Consider the following 15461-nt stretch of genomic DNA (forward strand, 5'->3'; position numbering starts at 1 on the left):
GGATGATCCGTGGCTGAAGCTGAAGATGTCATCACTGACGCCGCACGACACGCGACTATTTATGCGCAGAATTTGTGGCGGCGGCATCGATCTGGGCAGGCTGAGGATACGCCGTTAGCGTTGAACGATGTCATACCGCGACTCGACCTGTTGCTCGAAGCCGCTTTCGGGCGTAGCTTTACCATCCGGACTGCTCAAACACCGGCCAGAGCGACGGTGCTTGCACGCTTGTTGCGACGCCAGGACCTGCCTGCATCGCATGAGGCAATCGGGTCGACTGACGGGACTCGCCTGTGGTTACCAGCAACCTTGCCGGAGGCCGACTCCGAGCCAGCAACCATGGCACGGTTTCGACTGCTTGCATTGCGTCAGGCCGTACGGGCTTCTCGCGGCAGTGCAACCTGGTTCCCAATCGAGGCACCAGCGCTGGTGAGGGACTTGTATCGTCTGCTTGAGGCCCATGCCGGCGACAGCGTTCTGGCTCGAATGCTGCCCGGCACGGCCACCCCGCTTGCATCATTGGGTCAGGACGCGTTGATACGACGACCTTCACTCAACGACTTCCCTGCTTCAAAGCAACCGTTTGAAAGGTGTGTGCGCGAGTTGATGACAGCACCACTTGAACGCCCTGTCGATCTTGCTCGTTTGTTTGCCCTTCCTGGCCTTGTTCCTATGACAGCCTGTGTCACACCCGCCCAGACCCTGGCATTCGCTGAATCAATTTACGACAGTTGGCTGTCGGGCTCCAGCGCGATGACAAACGCTGCGGTGTCGAGGCCATGGCTTTGGCCGGATCAGTGGACTGGAGAGCTGCGTGCCCCGAAACAGCTGGAACGCGGTGGTTCGCTCTCAGCTTGCAATCCTGAGTCCGATGAGCAGATCGACTCGGCGACGCGTAGTGCACGACTAGAACGTCGTCCAGAGGTTCGAGAGGCAAAGGATGATGAAGATGATCAATCCCCAGGGGCCTGGATGGTACAAACGGCAGCTCCGCATGAGATGGCCGAAGATCCGATGGGGCTTTCACGACCAACTGACCGTGACGCGGATACGGCGGCCGAGGACTTTGCCGATGCCTTGTCTGAAGTCCCAGAGGCGCGTCTTGTCTCGACGCCTGGGAAGGCGCGAGAGTACCTGTTATCTGATGACTCTCCGGATCCGCGTGCACGCGCAGAAATCATTCCGATCAACATTAATGCAGCGGACTCATTGAATTACCCGGAATGGAATTGGCGCTCCGGCACTTACCAATACCCGGGCGCTACTGTGTTGTTACGATCGGCCAACTGTGGGTCACAGCAATGGGTCGACGATACGCTTGCCAAACGCGCACCCATGCTGCACGAAATTCGGCGTCGCTTCGAGCTACTGCGTAGCGTGCGCACACGCTATTACCGTCAGCATGATGGCGACAATATTGATCTGGCCGCCTATGTTGAAAGTCTGGCGGCGTATCGAGCCGGCTTGCCACTGGAACAACGGCTGTATAGCAATGAACGACGCAACAGGCGTGACCTGGCCGTCCTGTTACTGGTCGATATCAGCGGTTCAACAGATAGCCTGGTGAGTGGTGGCAAACGAATCATCGATGTCGAACGCGAAGCTCTGTTGTTGGTCTGTCTTGCACTTGATGGCCTTAATACGCCCTATAGTGTTCAGGCATTTTCGGGTGAAGGCCCACGTGCTGTGACAGTACGATCCGTCAAGTCTTTTAGCGAACCCTATAGCGATCAGATCGCATTGAAAATCGCTGGGCTAGAACCTGAAAATTACACCCGGGCGGGTGCCGCCTTGCGCCATGCAACCGCTCTGTTGATGCGTGAACCGAGCGAGCGCCGATTGTTGCTGATGCTCTCAGACGGCAAACCGAATGACATCGATGACTATGAAGGTCGGACCGGTGTTGAGGATATGCGTCAGGCGGTGCAAGAGGCAAGTTTGCAAGGCATTGCCCCATTTTGTCTGACCGTAGATCGCCAGGCTGCCAATTACATGCCTTTCATTTTTGGACCGCATCGTTATGCGCTACTGCATCAACCTGAATTACTGCCAACCGTATTGCTGGACTGGTTGCGACGTTTGTTGGTTTGAATGATTGTTAGCGCGATCTCTGAATTTCCCCTGGCGGCTGACATTCTCTGCCCTCTTCTATCACCGCCTGACTTTGCAGTGATAGAAGGGGTTTCTGTCGAATAGATAACACGTCAAACCGAGATCACATTATCAATCCAGGCAATCAATTGTGACGTGCTCAACTCGTCTCATTTTGGATCAGTCAGGATATTCGGTTTCCCAGCATTGAACCCCTTGGAGTAGAAATCATGCAGGGAGCCGAGTTGGCCTGTTTTCATGATCCCCAATTGCAAATCCATATATTCTTCCATACTAATGGTATTTCCGTGCATATCCTGCGCTCTTGGCAACTTTCCGATTGTTCTAACGGAGCCACCGACACACTGTATTTCATCAGGTGTCAGAGTTTGCAAATCGGTAGATTGATATACTTTCATGATTACAACTCCTGTTGCTTGCAGCGACTTTGCTGCCGAAATGACCCTGAATAAGGATCGTCTTGTTACATTTTTTTCGCCATGATATTTTCTTGGCGAAAAATCTGCGTATGCCGAAGAACCTGAAAATGAGCTAATTTCCTGATTAAATACAACTCTGGTTTCATGTCCTCATTGATCGCTTTTCCTGATCGTGCCCATGCGTAAAGTCAGGTGCTGAACTGTGAATGAGCCTGTTCCACACAGGATTGCGTTTTCACAGGAATCTCCGCTATGCTCCTGATCTGCATCTCGATGACACGATCAGCAGATGCAATGGTTTCTGGCCGGTGAGCAATGATGATTCGTGTAACTGGCAACTGCATGACAGCGGAACTCACCAGTTTTTCCCCAGCCACATCCAGATGACTGGTTGCCTCATCCAGCACAAGAATGCGAGGCCTCTTGTACAAGGCTCGAGCCAGAAGCAGTCGTTGCTTCTGCCCACCCGACAGCACAGAGCCCATATCCCCTATCATCGAGTGATACTGCAGTGGCATGCAGACTATCTCGCGATGGATGGCAGCCATATTGGCAACCTGTTGCACCAACTGCATATCGGGTGTTGGATCAAAGAAGGTGATGTTGTCGCTTATGGAACCGGCAAACAATTGATCATCCTGCATGACCGTACCTACCTGATTCCTATAGGCGGTCAGATCCAGTTTTTCTAGTGACTGACCACCGATGAAGATATCCCCGCACTCTGGCGGTAGTAACCCAAGCAGTAGCTTGACCAGGGTTGTCTTGCCACACCCTGATGGTCCTACCAAGGCAACGCACTCACCAGGTGAAATATGCATACTGAAATCGTCAAGAATCTTCTCTTCGTTTTCTGAATAACGATAGGAAAGTGCACTGACGCGTATATCCAGCATCTCGCCCTCTGCCAGTGGTTCTGCATTGTGACGCTCAGGCTCCACATCGCTTAAAGCGATATCTGCGACACGTTCGGTATGCAAGCTCAGCATTTTCAATTCAATCCCTTTCTCGATCAAGTTGGTGGTGCGTGAAATAAACTGTTGTTTGTAGGCAAGAAAGGCAAACAGCATCCCCACTGAGAACCGGCCATCCAGAATCATCACCCCTGCAATCCAGACAACGACAATGTTTTCCAATGAAAAGATCAGCCCATTGACACATTGATAGGCCAGACCCAACCTCTGCACCCGAATGCCAGCATTGAACTGGTCTACCATCAGGCTTTCATATTGTGTGCGGCGTAGTATCTGTCGGCCAAACAGTTTGATACTCTGGATTCCACGGGCAGTCTCCAGAAAGTGCGTATGGCGTTTGGCACCACGGGTTATTGCCTCCTCTTGTGCCTGCCTCAGCGGCCTGTACAGAGCCAGCCGAACCAGTGCGTAGCTGAGTGCGGCGACTACCACCACAGCCGACAGACTGCCTGCATAGAACATCATCATTGCAAACGTGGTAATAACCATCAAACCATCGATCATTGCGGTAAGAAAGCTACCCGTGAGGGTTGTCTGAATGGTTCCCATGGAGTCAAAGCGTGAAATGACATCACCCAGGTGGCGACGTTCGAACCAGATCATGGGAAGCCGAACAAGGTGTCGAAAAAGATTGCTGAGTAACTGCAGGTTCAACTGGTTACTGATAACCATGATGACCCAACCGCGTAGTAAGCTGACGCTGACTTGAATGAAGCTCAGCAACAGAAATCCGATAGCCAACAGAGTCAGCAGATCTTTGTCGTTGGATACGATGGCACTGTCGACCACCAGTTGCATGAAAAGAGGGGCAGCGAGAGTGAATACCTCCAGCGCAAGAGCCAGCATTATGATTGTTGTGACAGCTTTTGGCAGGCCCTGTATTCTGCCCAGCAAATGACGCAGGCTGATTTTTCGACGCTCTTCTCTGGCAACAAAATCGGCCTCGGGCAGCACTTCCAATGCGATGCCGGTGTAGTGTTTTGACATTTCCTTCAAGCTCAGACTTTGCTTGCCTGTGCCGGGATCGTGAATTTCCAGGTTCTTTTGACCAACACGTGTCAATACGACGTAGTGATTGAAATCCCAATGTAAAATTGCCGGAAGCTGCAATTTGTTCAATTCATCCAGATCAGCTTTGACCGGACGTGCCGCCAACTTCAGCTGACTTGCCGTTTGCATGAGGTCGGAGAGGCGTGCACCACGGGCCGTGCCCAGATTTCGTTGATGCAGGCTAGCAAGATCTGTCTTGTAGCCATGATGGCAGGCAATCATCACCAGACAGGCAAGACCACATTCATTCGCTTCATTCTGCAGAACGATGGGAGTTCTGGAGCCCCCTACAAATTCAAGCATATTAATGGCCGCCATATTCAGCTCCTTTTCGTCAGACTGAACAGAGGATCGAACATCCATTGCATAATGGTTCGTCTATCGAGTAGTACATCACCATCAAATGACATGCCGGCCTGCAATGGGAACTCCTTGTCATAAGCTGCAACCGATTGTTTCTCAAGGTCCACGGTCACCAGATAGGCAGGTGATGTCAGCGGCGTTGGTAAATCGACATCACCGGGTAACAGTAAGGTTCTGGCTATGGAATTCACCACGCCCCGGTAGTGACCAAAACGTTGATAGGGAAAAGCGGCATAGCGCAATGCAACTTCCTGACCGGGTGTTACGAAACCAATCGCACGACTAGGGACCAGTAGTCTTGCCTCCAGGCGCGCCCCTTCGGGAATGATGCTCAACAAAGGTGCATCGCGTCGAGTCTGCTGCCCGGGTTGAATAAGAATGGTAGTCACAATACCGTCGGCAGGTGCAGCGACGACTATCTCATTGTTAGTCTGATACTCGCTACGTTGTTGCTGCAGCTCCATGGTGCGTTGCCTTAATGTCTCCTGTTGCAATTGCGAATCCAGCTCGCCACTGGCCAGCTCTGTGTCCAGGGCCTGCTGACGTCCAAGTAATGCAATTCTGTCACGTTCCAATATTTGTAATCTACCGCGTAACTCCATTGAAATATCTTGTTGCCGGTACACATCAGAGCTGGCTATAAACCCGGATGTTTTCAATTCTTCGAATCGTTTGCTTTCTTCCCGTGAGTTCTGCATTCGTAGTTTGAATGTGCGTATGGACACCTCCAACTGCAGGAGTTCATCAGCCAGATTGATTCGTCGACTCTCAACGGTTTGCTTGCGAAGAATATCCATCTTCTTATAGGAAACAAGCTCATTGTTCAGGCTGTCCAGTCGGGCTTGCAGAAATCGAATGGCTTCGCCGTTTGCATCGCGTACCTGCAAACTGCCACGTTCTGTTGATATGACGGCCAGCACTTGACCTTTTTGAACCAGCATCCCCTCTTCTACTCGCCGTTCAAGCAGCGTACCAACCACCTGTGGGAAGACCTTGACCAGGCCTTTATCCGGAGATAGATACCCTTGCACACTCGCTTTTCTGTTGAATTCTCCCAAGCATAGATAGACCACCAGACAAATGGAGATGACAAATGCCATGAGCGTTAATACGGTGGCTTTGGGGGAGGCCGCTATCAGCAAGGTCCCCTCCAATGGTTGCTTCTGTTGCTCCAGGGCCTCTTTGCGAAATAGTGAGCTGCGCATGATCAGGCAACCCCTGCGGTGGACATATTCCAGGCAGTTCTACGTATTGGCAGAGACACTGTTCGGGTCTGTCTGGCATACAGCCCCAGCCGTTCGTACCAGTTGATGAAGCATCCATTACCAGCATTTTCCAGTGATGAGTACAACCCGGTACTCAACTTGTTCAGTTCAGGACCAAGGCGATTTTGCCAACCACTCACCATGTCGCTGATACGGCAGTCTCTCAGATTTCCAAGCGAGTATTCTCTTGGAAAACCATACTGCAATGGAACAACTTCGCCATCAGGTTCAATAACAAGTACCGATAGCAGTTCGGCCAGCCTACCTTGCAAAGGTGTGGCGTAGTCGCCCAGAAAGAATTGATCTGGACTCTGCTCGAATGCACTGGTATGAATCAGATCCAATTGTATGTTCAAGCGGCCGCCCAATTTTTTCTTCAGATGCTCTACCAGTAACCATGCATGAGTACTCTCAATGGTATCGGGGGCTTTTCCTGACAGTTGCGTGGTGGCATTTCCGGTGTTCTCAAGCGGATGTATCATCAGTCCGCTGGCACCTGATTTCAGGCAAAACTCGACAACCCAAGGAAGTTCATCAAGATTATTCTGAGTCAGTGTAAACAGAAATCCGAAGCTGATTCCACGCCTGCGAAGCTGCGACAGGTTTCTTTCCATCGTTTCAAACGCACGAGATGAGTTACGCATTGTATTGTGTGAATCAGGTTTGCCATCGAGGGACATGACCAGAGCATTGATATCATTCTCGATAGCATCCAGCCTTGCGCCGGTAAGCAGCATCCCGTTGCTGACAAGCGAGGTCTGCATCTGGATCCCTTTGGCATGGCTCAAAAGCTCTGCGAGCGGTTCATACACCAAGGGTTCACCTCCAGAGAAGCTCACCCAGTCATAGCCTTCATCTGCAAGATCATCCAATGCATCCTTTAATACAGCAGGCTCTAGCGATTCGCTCTCCTGCGGTGATGAGGATGAGTAGCAATGCTTGCAACTGAGATTGCACTTTCGTGTTGGATGAATCTGAACGATTCGTGTCTTTCCAGTAGGTCCCATTGCTCTCATCTCCTTGACGTTCTAATCGACAGGCTTACCTGAATCAGTAGCCGTTGCTGATAGATTTTCCGGTAGGAATATTCATGACTCTTCCCACCTTCTCCAGCTTGACGAGCGTGCCCCGGTTAGTCAGCCCCCTGAAAACATCAGGGTCGATTGTTCCCAATGGAAAAATGTCATTGGGCCACAGCAGATTCATTGGATTGATACCTCCCGCCACTTGCGAGATTTCTTCTGCAGTCAATGAACACAAGCTGTTTCCTGAATTCAGTAGTTTCTCGGAACCGCGTTTCTCAGTAGTCATAGTTCTACATCCCTTTATGATATTGCGATGGACGACACACATATAGCCCTGATGCGAATAAGTCTTTCCATGAAGATTATTGCTCGCCTCTTTCAGCCTTGGCTGAATACAAGCTGGGCTACCTGTCTATCGGATGTACTGCACTGAACATCTTCAATTCGTTGCAAGCTCTGTCGGCTGACAACGCGGCCAAGATAATATCAATGCTATCGTTCAATCAACTATCCGTAGGTTGTGTCAATCTTTCGTTACTTTGCAGGAGACAGGGAAATATCCCCTTTTGCCTTGCTCTATCAAGCTTTTATTGCAGCTATGGATGTGCGTATCAGATCGATGAAAAGAACTAACCTCGACTAATAGATGGCGTTTCAGGGGCCATTATTACCGGGCAGTCCTGTGAGAGGTTAAACCCTGAACCTTATTACTCACAACTGATCATCGAAGGGTGACTGAAGATGAGCTCTTCAGGCTATTCTCACTTTTCACAAACAGTGCAGTTTTTATATGCAACCAAGATACTTAGCTCAAGCCATCCATGAGCAAGATGAATGACCTCTTTGTCTTTATGATTATGAACGGCAATCTGGCCAGACGCTAGCCACCCTTAGATAGGTAATATTCCCTCTGGCGTTATTACTCAGCGGCCATGCCGATTTCTACCATAAATGATGAAGCATCATTGCTGAGCTCTAATTGCCACTGCATGCGTTCGCAAATACGTTCACTGATAATAAGGCCGTAGCCATACCCGCTTGAACTGCGGCTTTCATTGCTTACAGGATTGCTGATGGAAATGTTGTTCTGATCTGCTTGTAGGAAAATGGGGCCGGCGGCATGGTCCAGTGCGTTGGTGATCAGGTTATGCATTAGTACGTGCAAAAATATGGTCGGCGCTTTTATCGTAACAGCCGCATCAATATCGATACTTAACGAGTGATTCTCTGTCGCATGACGTTGTCGTCTGGCGTGCTCGGCGACCTGGACCAGCTCTGCCACAAGACTTGCCAGATTTACATCCGCCATTTGCTCATCAATCAGTTCCGATCGTCCCAGCAGCAAGAAGGTCTCGATAAGAATGGCCATGTCATCACTGGCCTTTTCGATACGGGCAACCGCACGGCCTTTGGCATCAGCTTGCGGCCATGCGCGAGCCAGATACTCTGAGGAACCCTTGATCACTGTCAATGGCGTCCGTATCTCGTGCGAGGCAAAGCGACTGAACTCCCTTTCGCGACGCAACGATGCGGCGACCAGTTGCTGCGCATCGGCCAGCGCCTTTTCGATGGCCCGTAATTCGGTGTAAGGGGCGTCCACCTGAATGGTCGAGCCATCCGGTGACAGGTCGCGTATCTTGTCTGCCACTGCCCGCAGAGGCCGAGACAATCGACGGGCCAGTACCAGACTTGCCAGCAGCATGGCGGCAATGCCTAACAGGGCAAGCACAACGGCTGTCGTATGCAGCTTTCTTTCATAGCCATCCAGATAATCATCAGCGTTATCCTTGAATACCAGGTACATCAGCCCTTTGCCAGAAGGGTGTTCGGCGACCACGAAATGTTTGTCTTCATCGCCCAGTTCATGCTCGTGGAACCCCGAGTCCGTGTAGCTTCCCAGCCAGCCTGGCGGAGCCCGATCGGGACCAAAGAAATCAAATTCAAACGGGTTGGGCTCACTGGTCTGTTTACCTAGTTCGGCCCAGTCCAGAGAGTAGCGTTGCACTTCAACATCCAGCCAGTGGTTCAGGCTGATCTTCTCCATGCCATCTTCCAGCTGTACCAGAGTAACGACATACAGGGAGGCAAAAATCATCGCCAGCAGGCTTACGCCTGCGATCAAGACACTGGAAAAACGGCGGTGCAAGGAGGCGGTCTGTGACTTCACAGTGAGATGAGCCGATACCCTTCGCCGTGAACTGTTTCCACGCTGATGGGGATATTGGCGCTCTTGAGTGATGTACGCAAACCATAAACATGGCTGCGTAGTGAGTCGGTGGCTGGAGGTTGGTCGCCCCACACCGCCTCTATCAAGGCTTCGCGACTGACCATGGCAGGCGCTTGCTGAAGAAGATGAGCAAGCACTTGCCGTTGTAGTCGACCCAGCTTGACAGGGCGACCCTGCCAGAATATTTCGTGGGTCGACAGATTGCAGCAAACCCCGAGAAATTCCACCTTGCGCACCGTTGCAACCTCCCTACGCCGGGCCAGTGCATGTATACGCAACAACAACTCCTGCATGGCGAAGGGTTTCACCAGATAATCATCACCGCCCGCCTCAAAGGCAGCCTGCTTGTCTGCCAGGGAGTCGCGTGCAGTGAGAAAAATGACAGGCGTCAGCACCTTGAGCTTTTCACGCATCTGTCGCACAGCGCTGACACCATCCAGTCGCGCCATCATGATATCGGCCACGATGACATCGAAGCATTCAGTGGCAGCCAGGGCCAGGGCCTGTTGCCCGTCATACGCACAGTCGCACTCCAGGCCTTCCAGTTCCAGATAATCGACCACGGTTTCCATGATCTGCTGGCTATCTTCGATGATCAGTATTCTCATGACTTCCTTGTACGCCCTACCCTCAACTATCACTTCACAAACGCTTCACAAACGCTTCACACGCGATCGTGCAGTATTCAAATTCGAATTGTAGAACACATTCTGCGGAGAACGAAGATGTTGAAACTCATCCACTCTGAGTCGGCTCGCAGCAGTTCAGAGCTGCCCAGGCTCAAGAGAGTGGAAAAAGGCTTGATGCTCATGATGATCGGTGCTGCCGTGGCTCTGCCCATTGTTGCACTTGCTCAATACCTGGGGCCAACAGAACAAGCCGTCTATGCCTCGGTGGCTGATGTACTCGCTGAGCCTGTCGATGATGCACACGTCAGCTTGCAGGGCCTGGTCGTTCTGCATGAGGGGGGAGATTTTTATCGTTTTGCTGATGCAAGTGGTGAAATCCGGATTGAACTGGAAGTCGAAGACATGCCGGCTTTCAGCTTCGATGACAAGACCCCGGTCAGGATTACGGGTGAAATAGATAACGAACTGATGCGCAAACCCTTCATTGAAGTCGAACGGGTGGAATTGACAGAAGCGTCCTGAACTTTACCTCAATTAATCAATAACTCAAGGCTAGTGAAAAATCCTATGAACAAGTTCATGAAAAAACGCTCATTGAGCATCGTTGGCAGCATCGTATTGTGCAGCCTGGCACTCACTGCCTGCAGTGACAACGACGATGACAATGAATCGCAGCCTGTTGCTGACAACACACAACCAGGTCTGAGTGCTGCAGATCTGACAGGCAGCTGGAGCACGGGCTGTATTCTCGATGATGTCAATGATGCTACTGATGGCTACGAAATAGAGAGCGTCAGTTTCTCTGACGCTGGGTTCACAGCGTCAGCCGCCTCATTTTCGGATGCCGGCTGCACCACGGCCGTCGTGGATGATGATGACGTTGATCTACAAGGTACCTTCAGCATGGGCGATACGGTGTTAACGGCCAGCGGGTTGTCAGCAACACAGATCGACTTCAGTTACACCGACGCGGTTAGTGGTCAAGAAAGAATCCTGCTTGATCTGATAGCCATCCAGGACGGCAGCCTGTTCCTGGGTGAAGGTGATTTCGATGATTTGCTGGAGAACGACCTTGAGGCACGTCCTGTATCGCTTGATTTGCTAGAGCCTTACTTTGCCCAACCCTGATAGTCAGGCAGTTGCATTTTCCCGGATGGAGACTGGCAATTCGGGCGTGGATTTTGTTACTGCGATCAAAACTGGCGCAAGTTCGATGAGGTTCGCTTGTGGGTTACCAGAAGAAGGCTTGTTTCAGTAGCAGACACGCCCTCTAGCATGCGAATACGGCCAAGGATGGCATCGAACGCCGCCAGATCGGCGGCACCCAGTTCAACAACGAGATCCCAGCGACCATTGGTCGTATGGATTGACTGGGCTTCAGGCATGCCATAGAGTTGATGAATCACACTGTTCGCACGCTTGCCTTCTATGGCCATCAACATGGTGGCGCAAACCGGCAATTCATGTCGATCCTCTTTGAGGACAACGGAAAAACCAAGTATTTCTCCGGAGCTTATGAGCCGTTCAAGCCGTGAACGCAATGTCGCTCGCGACACACCAAGTGTTTTTGCCAAGTCGGATATCGACAGTCGTCCGTCATGACGCAGCTCTGTAATTAGCTTCTGATCCAGGTCATCCAGTGCCATATTGATAAGTCACAACAATCAAATTGAAAAATATACCACCCAATTTGCTCATTTAGTCAATTTACTTTGCCACTATTGTCACGGACACTAGTGCATCCTGAATCGTTCATTAAAACGATTTAGGTCAAACGAGTGTCTCGGTATTCGTCGTGATGCTCTATTTCCAACAAAACCATCGTTGCAGAGATTCATGAAGAAACCGAAAAACGAACCGCGCATACCCAGTCTTGGACTGGCATTGATATCGTTATTTTCGCTTATAATAGGTCTTGGCGTTTCGATTGCAATATTTGGTCTGGCACCTCATATGCCCATGCTCTTTGGTGTGGTGATGGCCAGTTCGGTGGCTCTGTACTGCGGTTTTGACTGGAAAACCATTCAAGATGGCATGATCAACGGCATTACACATGCACTAAGCTCTCTCATCATCTTGTTGCTCGTTGGGATATTGATCGGCGTGTGGATTCTGGGCGGTGTTGTACCGACCCTGGTCTACTACGGATTACAGATCTTCTCCCCTTCAATTTTTCTGTTTGCCTGTCCGATCATTTGCGCTATTGCCTCGTCAGCCACTGGCACCAGCTGGGGCACGACCGGCACCGTGGGTGTGGCCTTGATGGGTGTGGGCGCCGGTTTGGGTCTTCCGACACCGCTGGTGGCTGGCGCTGTACTTTCAGGTGCCTATTTTGGCGACAAGATGTCACCACTATCAGACACAACCAATATGGCTCCAGCCATGGTGGGTGTCGATCTCTACGTACATATTCGTCACATGATGTCGACAACGGTGGTCTCTTTTGGCATCGCATTGATATTTTATGCAATCGTCGGTAAGGCATACACGCCACAGGGCGCAGATGTTTCCCGTGTTGATTCAATCCTTGAGATGCTGCAACAGACTTTCATCATTCATCCTCTATTGCTGATCGCCCCCTTGCTTGTCATGGTATTGAGCTTTCGAAAAGTACCCGCTATTCCCGGCATTGCAATCGGTGCTATTGCCGGCATCATTTTCTCGATATTGGTCCAGGGAGCTGACTTTACGGCAACACTCAATACGGCGATGTCAGGCTTCACTGCCGAGACCGGCAATGCCGATGTTGATGCCTTGCTCAGCCGAGGTGGCCTTGAATCAATGGCCTATACGGTCAGTCTGATTATCGTTGCGATGATGTTCGGTGGTGTCATGCAGAGTACCGGTCAGATACAGGTGATCGCCAACAAGATCCTGTCATACGCACGCTCCACAGGGTCGTTGATCCTGACAACTGCATTGACAGCCATCGGCTCCAATTTCCTGTTGTGCGACCAGTACATGTCTCTGGTATTGACTGGACGCATGTATGCCCCGGCGTACAAAGATCGGGGCCTGGCGCCCGAGAACCTGTCCCGTGTCACCGAAGATGCAGGTACGGTTGTTGATCCGCTCGTGCCTTGGGGATCAGGTGGTTCCTATCAGGCAGCCACACTGGGTGTACCAACCATCTTGTACGCACCGTTTGCGGTATTTTGCTGGGTGTCACCGCTGGTCACGATACTGTTTGGCTATATGGGATGGACTATCAAACCCCTTGCCCCTGAAACAGACACAGACCCTAAGGACTTACCACCAGCTTCAGCAGAGCCCGCGCTTGCAAAGTCCGTCGATGAAAAGCAGACCGCTGATGTCTGAAAAATGAAGTAGATCCTTGAGATCAGACTTCAGAGTCCATCAAGGACGAGTAAGAACTGCTATGTGAGGGTGTAATATCATGGTTAACACCACGACTTGATCACCCTCACATAACAGGATCAACATGAAGACAGTCGCATTCACGCGCATGAGAGACGGCACTGCCGAAGAGTACGCGTTTCTTGAGGAAATAGAAGTTGCCTATGCAAAGCAACTGCCTCAGCGAATAGAAGAGCAATTACAAAAACTCGAAGAATCGCTAGGCGGCTACCGTGTTTCTCGCCTCGAACACTCCCTGCAATCAGCAACACGCGCTTATCATGATGGCCGGTCTACCGAGTATGTGGTGGCAGCACTGGTACACGATATTGGTGATGAACTAGCTCCGCATAGCCACAGCGAAATGGCTGCAGCCATCCTCAGGCCGTACGTCAGCGAAAGGCTGTACTGGATCATCAAGACCCATGGCATTTTCCAGATGTACTACTACGGTGAGCAGACAGGCGTTGACAAGCATGCCCGTGAACGTTATCGCGATAACCACTGGTATGCCGATGCCGTAGAGTTCTGTGAGAAGTATGACGAGAACTGTTTCGATCCGGACTATACAAGCAAGCCCTTGTCATTCTTTCGCCCTATGATCAACGAAGTGTTTACACGGGAGCCCCGGTTTGGGGAAGCTGGCTGAGCTCTGAGCAGGAAAAATTCGATCATCCGTTGATCGGATTTATCCTGCTCGGCAATTCTACGAGCCAGTCATCAGGACTGCCAGCCTCCTCCCAACACACGATAGAGAGTCACCCAGTTACTAGCCTCCTCTAATCGGGTCGCTATCATGTTCTGTTGCGCGGTGTAATACGAGCGTTGCACCGTCCGTCAACACCGAAAGTGAGCTTTCCAGCCTCCAGCACACCAGCCTTGGCAGCTCCTCCGTCAAAAATGGGCACCGAGACTGACGGGATAAAAGTCCATAAACCCGTACCACCACCAAAGAGTTGCGACAATTGACTGCTGCTTGTGCCAACACTGGTGGTCAGTGTGATACTCGGAAAGCGGGCTGCCCGCGCCGCCCCGATACTGGCATTGGCAGCCCGCACCTGGGCGGAGGCAACCGCTGCGACTGCCTGCTTGTAGGCGGCCTCGGCTTCTTCAGCACTTTCCTGACTGACCGCCTCAATTCGCACCAGTTCCTGGTAGCGCACCGTCTTGGCCTTGGCACTGGCGACAGCCACTTCAGCACTTGCCAGTATCGCCTGGGCATCAGCGACTGAGGTTTGCGCCGAGGTAGGGTCTATCTCGTACAGTACCTGCCCTGCCTCCACTGTGCTGCCCTCGGTGAACAGGCGCTTACGCACAATGCCGCCCGTTTGAGGGCGGATCTCGGCGGTAACGGCAGCGACGACACGTCCATTCAATTCACTTGAAACGGGTACTTCGCTACTTTTTACGGTGTAAGCAACGACCTCTACTGGAGGCGTGGCTTTAGCCTCAGCCTCTGTTTTTTCACTGCAGGCCGCAAGGCTCAGAGCCAGTGTGTCTATCATGGCCGTGGCTCGCAATGTCGAGCCTGGGTTGGTGTACACCCAGGTAGTGTCTAGCGGTTTGTACATGTTGTGTTTCTCTGTGTAAGTGATCGTCATCGAAAGGATGTACGACGTACTTAGTTCGAAATTATTTCGAAGGCTGGGACGGTGAGCCTGGCTGCTCTTCATCAAGCTCCTCAGCACCCGGCGAAAAGCCACCAAATGCATTTCGAAGCCGGAGTGTCAAGGTCGCAAGATTGTCAGACTGATCACCAACTACCTCATATATCTCCCGATCAACTTCATTCCACTCTTGGTAAATCTGCTTTAACGAGCTGTGCCCATGCTTTGAAAGTTTGAGCACGTTACCTGCGACGCCTGACCCAGCTTCTCGAGAAGATCCAGTACTCGTGCCTGCCGTGGGTGAATGCCAAGCGGTGCCAGGCGAACACGCAGGCGCTCTTCTAGTAAGTGCGCGAAGTGGAGATGCAAATGGGAGTGTCTTTTAGTTAGCATAGTGATTGTTAGTATGTATATAGTTAGCATGCTGAGTGTT

The 15461-nt window shown here is 51.4% G+C and carries 14 protein-coding genes; 5 read left to right on the forward strand and 9 right to left on the reverse strand.

What is annotated here, in order from left to right:
• The first annotated feature begins 9 nt into the window (after positions 1-9).
• Positions 10-2091, forward strand: a complete 2082-nt coding sequence (locus IMCC3135_RS17355) for a nitric oxide reductase activation protein NorD (protein WP_088918760.1) — start codon at positions 10-12, stop codon at positions 2089-2091.
• 170 nt (positions 2092-2261) lie between these two features.
• Here the strand turns inward: IMCC3135_RS17355 and IMCC3135_RS17360 are convergent, their stop codons facing one another.
• The 7 genes from IMCC3135_RS17360 to IMCC3135_RS17390 all read right to left on the reverse strand — a co-directional run bounded on the left by IMCC3135_RS17360 (position 2262) and on the right by IMCC3135_RS17390 (position 10043).
• On the reverse strand, positions 2262-2510 hold the full coding sequence (locus IMCC3135_RS17360) for a hypothetical protein (RefSeq protein WP_088918761.1): 249 nt from the start codon (positions 2508-2510) through the stop codon (positions 2262-2264).
• Between the two features lie 209 nt (positions 2511-2719).
• On the reverse strand, positions 2720-4873 hold the full coding sequence (locus IMCC3135_RS17365) for a peptidase domain-containing ABC transporter (protein ID WP_088918762.1): 2154 nt from the start codon (positions 4871-4873) through the stop codon (positions 2720-2722).
• Positions 4874-4875: 2 nt separating this feature from the next.
• Entirely contained in the window at positions 4876-6123 is a 1248-nt protein-coding gene (locus tag IMCC3135_RS17370) for an HlyD family secretion protein (RefSeq protein WP_088918763.1), read from the reverse strand.
• 2 nt (positions 6124-6125) lie between these two features.
• The gene (locus IMCC3135_RS17375; RefSeq protein WP_157736068.1) at positions 6126-7190 is read right to left on the reverse strand and encodes a radical SAM/SPASM domain-containing protein; all 1065 of its coding nucleotides are present in this window, start codon (positions 7188-7190) and stop codon (positions 6126-6128) included.
• 43 nt (positions 7191-7233) lie between these two features.
• The gene (locus tag IMCC3135_RS17380; protein WP_088918765.1) at positions 7234-7494 is read right to left on the reverse strand and encodes a hypothetical protein; all 261 of its coding nucleotides are present in this window, start codon (positions 7492-7494) and stop codon (positions 7234-7236) included.
• 633 nt (positions 7495-8127) lie between these two features.
• Positions 8128-9375, reverse strand: a complete 1248-nt coding sequence (locus IMCC3135_RS17385; RefSeq protein ID WP_088918766.1) for a sensor histidine kinase — start codon at positions 9373-9375, stop codon at positions 8128-8130.
• Positions 9372-10043: a response regulator transcription factor gene (locus IMCC3135_RS17390; protein WP_088918767.1), complete on the reverse strand. Its 672-nt coding sequence runs from the start codon at positions 10041-10043 to the stop codon at positions 9372-9374. The genes IMCC3135_RS17385 and IMCC3135_RS17390 overlap by 4 nt, the downstream gene beginning before the upstream one ends.
• 117 nt (positions 10044-10160) lie before the next feature.
• On the opposite strand from IMCC3135_RS17390, the gene IMCC3135_RS17395 reads away from it, so the two are divergent.
• Positions 10161-10586: a YgiW/YdeI family stress tolerance OB fold protein gene (locus IMCC3135_RS17395; RefSeq protein ID WP_088918768.1), complete on the forward strand. Its 426-nt coding sequence runs from the start codon at positions 10161-10163 to the stop codon at positions 10584-10586.
• A gap of 45 nt (positions 10587-10631) precedes the next feature.
• Complete coding sequence (locus IMCC3135_RS17400) at positions 10632-11192, forward strand: hypothetical protein (protein ID WP_088918769.1); 561 nt, start codon at positions 10632-10634, stop codon at positions 11190-11192.
• 65 nt (positions 11193-11257) lie between these two features.
• Here the strand turns inward: IMCC3135_RS17400 and IMCC3135_RS17405 are convergent, their stop codons facing one another.
• A complete protein-coding gene (locus IMCC3135_RS17405; protein WP_088918770.1) occupies positions 11258-11710 on the reverse strand; it encodes an Lrp/AsnC family transcriptional regulator in 453 nt (150 codons plus the stop codon).
• A 190-nt stretch (positions 11711-11900) separates the two neighbouring features.
• Here IMCC3135_RS17405 and nhaC point away from each other — a divergent pair, with 190 nt between their 5' ends.
• Both nhaC and IMCC3135_RS17415 read left to right on the forward strand, forming a co-directional pair.
• Positions 11901-13382: a Na+/H+ antiporter NhaC gene (gene nhaC / locus IMCC3135_RS17410; protein WP_088918771.1), complete on the forward strand. Its 1482-nt coding sequence runs from the start codon at positions 11901-11903 to the stop codon at positions 13380-13382.
• A gap of 124 nt (positions 13383-13506) precedes the next feature.
• Positions 13507-14070: an HD domain-containing protein gene (locus IMCC3135_RS17415; protein WP_088918772.1), complete on the forward strand. Its 564-nt coding sequence runs from the start codon at positions 13507-13509 to the stop codon at positions 14068-14070.
• A gap of 145 nt (positions 14071-14215) precedes the next feature.
• Here IMCC3135_RS17415 and IMCC3135_RS35315 read toward each other — a convergent pair whose 3' ends face one another.
• A complete protein-coding gene (locus IMCC3135_RS35315) occupies positions 14216-14992 on the reverse strand; it encodes an efflux RND transporter periplasmic adaptor subunit (RefSeq protein ID WP_269467041.1) in 777 nt (258 codons plus the stop codon).
• Positions 14993-15461 lie beyond the last annotated feature (469 nt).

Source organism: Granulosicoccus antarcticus IMCC3135, assembly GCF_002215215.1.
In the GTDB taxonomy this organism is placed as follows: Bacteria; Pseudomonadota; Gammaproteobacteria; order Granulosicoccales; family Granulosicoccaceae; genus Granulosicoccus; species Granulosicoccus antarcticus.

Bases quoted from the DNA above. Each gene is read 5' to 3' on its own strand.
- IMCC3135_RS17360 (WP_088918761.1), bottom strand. From the start codon at position 2,510: ATGAAAGTATATCAATCTACCGATTTGCAAACTCTGACACCTGATGAA.
- IMCC3135_RS17365 (WP_088918762.1), bottom strand. From the start codon at position 4,873: ATGGCGGCCATTAATATGCTTGAATTTGTAGGGGGCTCCAGAACTCCC.
- IMCC3135_RS17370 (WP_088918763.1), bottom strand. From the start codon at position 6,123: ATGCGCAGCTCACTATTTCGCAAAGAGGCCCTGGAGCAACAGAAGCAA.
- IMCC3135_RS17375 (WP_157736068.1), bottom strand. From the start codon at position 7,190: ATGGGACCTACTGGAAAGACACGAATCGTTCAGATTCATCCAACACGA.
- IMCC3135_RS17380 (WP_088918765.1), bottom strand. From the start codon at position 7,494: ATGACTACTGAGAAACGCGGTTCCGAGAAACTACTGAATTCAGGAAAC.
- IMCC3135_RS17390 (WP_088918767.1), bottom strand. From the start codon at position 10,043: ATGAGAATACTGATCATCGAAGATAGCCAGCAGATCATGGAAACCGTG.
- IMCC3135_RS17395 (WP_088918768.1), top strand. From the start codon at position 10,161: ATGTTGAAACTCATCCACTCTGAGTCGGCTCGCAGCAGTTCAGAGCTG.
- IMCC3135_RS17400 (WP_088918769.1), top strand. From the start codon at position 10,632: ATGAACAAGTTCATGAAAAAACGCTCATTGAGCATCGTTGGCAGCATC.
- IMCC3135_RS17405 (WP_088918770.1), bottom strand. From the start codon at position 11,710: ATGGCACTGGATGACCTGGATCAGAAGCTAATTACAGAGCTGCGTCAT.
- nhaC (WP_088918771.1), top strand. From the start codon at position 11,901: ATGAAGAAACCGAAAAACGAACCGCGCATACCCAGTCTTGGACTGGCA.
- IMCC3135_RS17415 (WP_088918772.1), top strand. From the start codon at position 13,507: ATGAAGACAGTCGCATTCACGCGCATGAGAGACGGCACTGCCGAAGAG.
- IMCC3135_RS35315 (WP_269467041.1), bottom strand. From the start codon at position 14,992: ATGTACAAACCGCTAGACACTACCTGGGTGTACACCAACCCAGGCTCG.